Raw genomic sequence first — 2613 nt, 5'->3', positions numbered from 1 at the left:
ATCAGCGGCATGGGCGCCGCGCCGCTGCCGCCCTCGGCGCTGTCCACGGTGATGAAATCCGGCGCCGACTCGATGCCGCGCCGGTGGATGGCCGAGCACAGCTCGTCCAGCCAGTCGAAGTTGCCGACCACGGTCTTGAAGCCGACCGGCTTGCCGGTGATGTCCCGGATGCGGGCGATCTGATCGAGCAGGTCGTCCAGGTCGTGGATGTCCGGGTGGCGATTCGGCGATAGCGAATCGCGTCCCGGCGGAATGCCGCGGATGGCGGCGATTTCGGGCGTCACCTTCACCGCCGGCAGGATGCCGCCCTTGCCGGGCTTGGCGCCCTGAGAGAGCTTGATCTCGAACATGCGAATCGGCGCCATGGCGGCCAGTTCCCGCAGGCGCGTCTCGGACAGGTTGCCGTCCTGATCGCGCACGCCGTACTTGGCGGTGCCGATCTGAAACACCACATCGCTGCCGCCTTCCAGGTGTGCCGCGGCCAGCCCCCCCTCGCCGGTGTTCAGCCAGCAGCCGGCCTTGGCGGCGCCCATCGACAGCGCGCGCACCGCCGGCTTGGACAGCGCGCCGTAGCTCATGGCCGAGATGTTGAAGATGGCGTGCGCGGTGTACGGCTGGCGGCAGAACGGGCCGATCGTCACCGGCTGCGGCGGGCGCGTGTCCTGCTCGAGCGGCGGGAACAGGGCGCTCACGAAAATGATCGCGCCCGGCCGGTGCAGGTTGTGCGTGGAGCCGAAGGCGACCGTGTTGTCGAGGTTCTTGGCCGCCCGGTACACCCAGCTGCGCTGGGCGCGGTTGAAGGGCAGCTCCTCGCGGTCCATGGCGAAGAAATATTGGCGAAAAAACTCGCCCAGGCGCTCGAAAGCGTAGCGAAAACGCCCGATCAGCGGAAAATTGCGCCGCACCGCATGCTGCGTCTGGTGGCGGTCGATCACGTACATCACCAGCGCGGCCAGCATCAGCGCGCCCAGCGAAAAAATGAACAGCGCGGCCAGGATTTCCAGCACCGCCAGCACCCAGCGCGACAGCCCTTCGGGCAGGATCGGCATCATTCAGCTCCTCGAGGTTCGGCCCAATGACAAGTAGCGACGCCATTATCGACCGCGCCCGTCCGCAGCCGGCGGCCGATGACTGAGCCGCGCCTGCGCCTTGGCGTCAGCGCCTGCCTGCTCGGCGAGCGCGTGCGTTACGACGGCGGCCACAAGCGCGACGGCTTCGTGGCGGACGTGCTGGCCGAGCACTTCGAGCTGGTGCCGATGTGTCCCGAGGTGGCGATCGGCCTTGGCGTGCCGCGCGCGCCGATTCGCCTCGTGCAGACCGCCGCCGGCGTGCGCGTGCGCGGCGTGCGCGATGTCGAGCTCGACGTCACCGACGCGCTCGACGCCGAGGCGGCGCGCGTATGCCGCCAGCTGGCGGGCCTGTGCGGCTACGTACTCAAGAAAAACTCGCCAAGCTGCGGCATGGCGCGCGTGAAGACCTACACCGAATCCGGCCAAGAGCACGGCCGCGGCAGCGGCGCCTTCGCCGCCGGGCTCATGGCGCGTGCGCCGTTGCTGCCGGTGGAGGAAGAAGGCCGCCTTCGCGATCCAGTGCTGCGCGAGAACTTCATCGAGCGCGTGTTCGCCTACGCGCGCTGGCAGGCCCTGCTCGCGGCCGGTGCCAGCGGCGCGGCGTTGGTGGACTTCCACGGCCGCCACAAATACCAGCTGCTCGCCCACAACCAGGCGGCCTACCGGCGGCTTGGGCGGCTGGTGGCCGGCGCCGGCCGGCAGCCGCCCGCCGGGCTGCTGGCCGATTACGGCGCGCAGTTCATGGCGGCACTGGGCCGCCACGCCAGCGTCGGTGGCCACGTCAACGTGCTGCAGCACCTGGCCGGCTACCTCAAGGATCGCCTCGACGACGTCGACCGCGCCGAGCTGCACGAGGCCATCGACGCCTACCGGCAGCGCCGCGCGCCGCGCCTGGTGCCGGTCACGTTACTGCGCCATCACTTGCGCCGCGCGCCGCACCCCTGGGCGGCCGCGCAGACCTACCTGAATCCCGACCCGCGCGAGCAGGTGCTGCTGAATCACGTCTGACGGATCGCCCGACAGTCCACGGCGTGCGCCTCAGCCCGGCCGGCCATCCACGCGCGGTCGCCACAGCATGGGCGCGTAGCGGACCAGGAACAGGCCGAAACCCAGGCACCACAGCGCAGCCGCCAGCGCCACCGCCAGGCGCGGCGCCACGCCGGCCAGCCCCACCCGCGCCGCGGCCGCCAGCGCCACGGCGGCAAAGGCGAACGCCAGCGGCCGCGGCGGTGCGAGTGGCCGGCCGGTGTGGCCGAGACTCACGCGCGCCATCATGGCCAGGATCAGCCCGCCCACGGTGCCGATCGTGAAGGCGTGCAGCGCCGCGCTGGCGGCGATCGGCACCCCGGCGTGCCAGGCGGCGAGCGCGGCGAGCGCCACCACCAGCCAGGCGTAGGCGACGTGCAGTGACCACAGCAGCGGCACGCGCCAGATGCCGGGGCGATACCAGCGCACCGCTCGCCAGCCGTGCAGCAGCGCCAGCGCCAGCAGCAGCGGCGCGAGGCGCAGGTCCGGCGCCAGGCCCACGCCCGCCGCCGCCAGT

General features: G+C 71.5%; 3 protein-coding genes. 1 reads left to right on the top strand and 2 read right to left on the bottom strand.

Annotated features, from left to right (window positions below):
• Nucleotides 1–1049: FMN-binding glutamate synthase family protein (locus tag PHC73_RS13765; RefSeq protein WP_300129393.1), on the bottom strand; the 1049-nt coding region annotated here is incomplete at its 3' end.
• A gap of 78 nt (nt 1050–1127) precedes the next feature.
• On the opposite strand from PHC73_RS13765, the gene PHC73_RS13760 reads away from it, so the two are divergent.
• Nucleotides 1128–2078 (top strand): DUF523 and DUF1722 domain-containing protein, encoded by a 951-nt coding sequence (locus PHC73_RS13760; protein ID WP_300129392.1) that lies wholly within the window; start codon nt 1128–1130, stop codon nt 2076–2078.
• A gap of 30 nt (nt 2079–2108) precedes the next feature.
• On the opposite strand, the gene PHC73_RS13755 is transcribed toward PHC73_RS13760, so the two are convergent.
• The coding region (locus PHC73_RS13755; protein WP_300129390.1) for an NnrS family protein at nt 2109–2613 on the bottom strand (505 nt) is incomplete at its 5' end.

It is taken from the genome of Immundisolibacter sp., assembly GCF_028696615.1.
Taxonomy (GTDB): Bacteria; Pseudomonadota; Gammaproteobacteria; order Immundisolibacterales; family Immundisolibacteraceae; genus Immundisolibacter.
Note: the sequence above shows the minus strand (reverse complement) of the source record. Positions and strands in the feature narration are given on the sequence as shown.

What these genes read in the sequence shown, in the direction of transcription:
- PHC73_RS13760 (WP_300129392.1), top strand. Translation starts at nt 1,128, where the DNA reads ATGACTGAGCCGCGCCTGCGCCTTGGCGTCAGCGCCTGCCTGCTCGGC.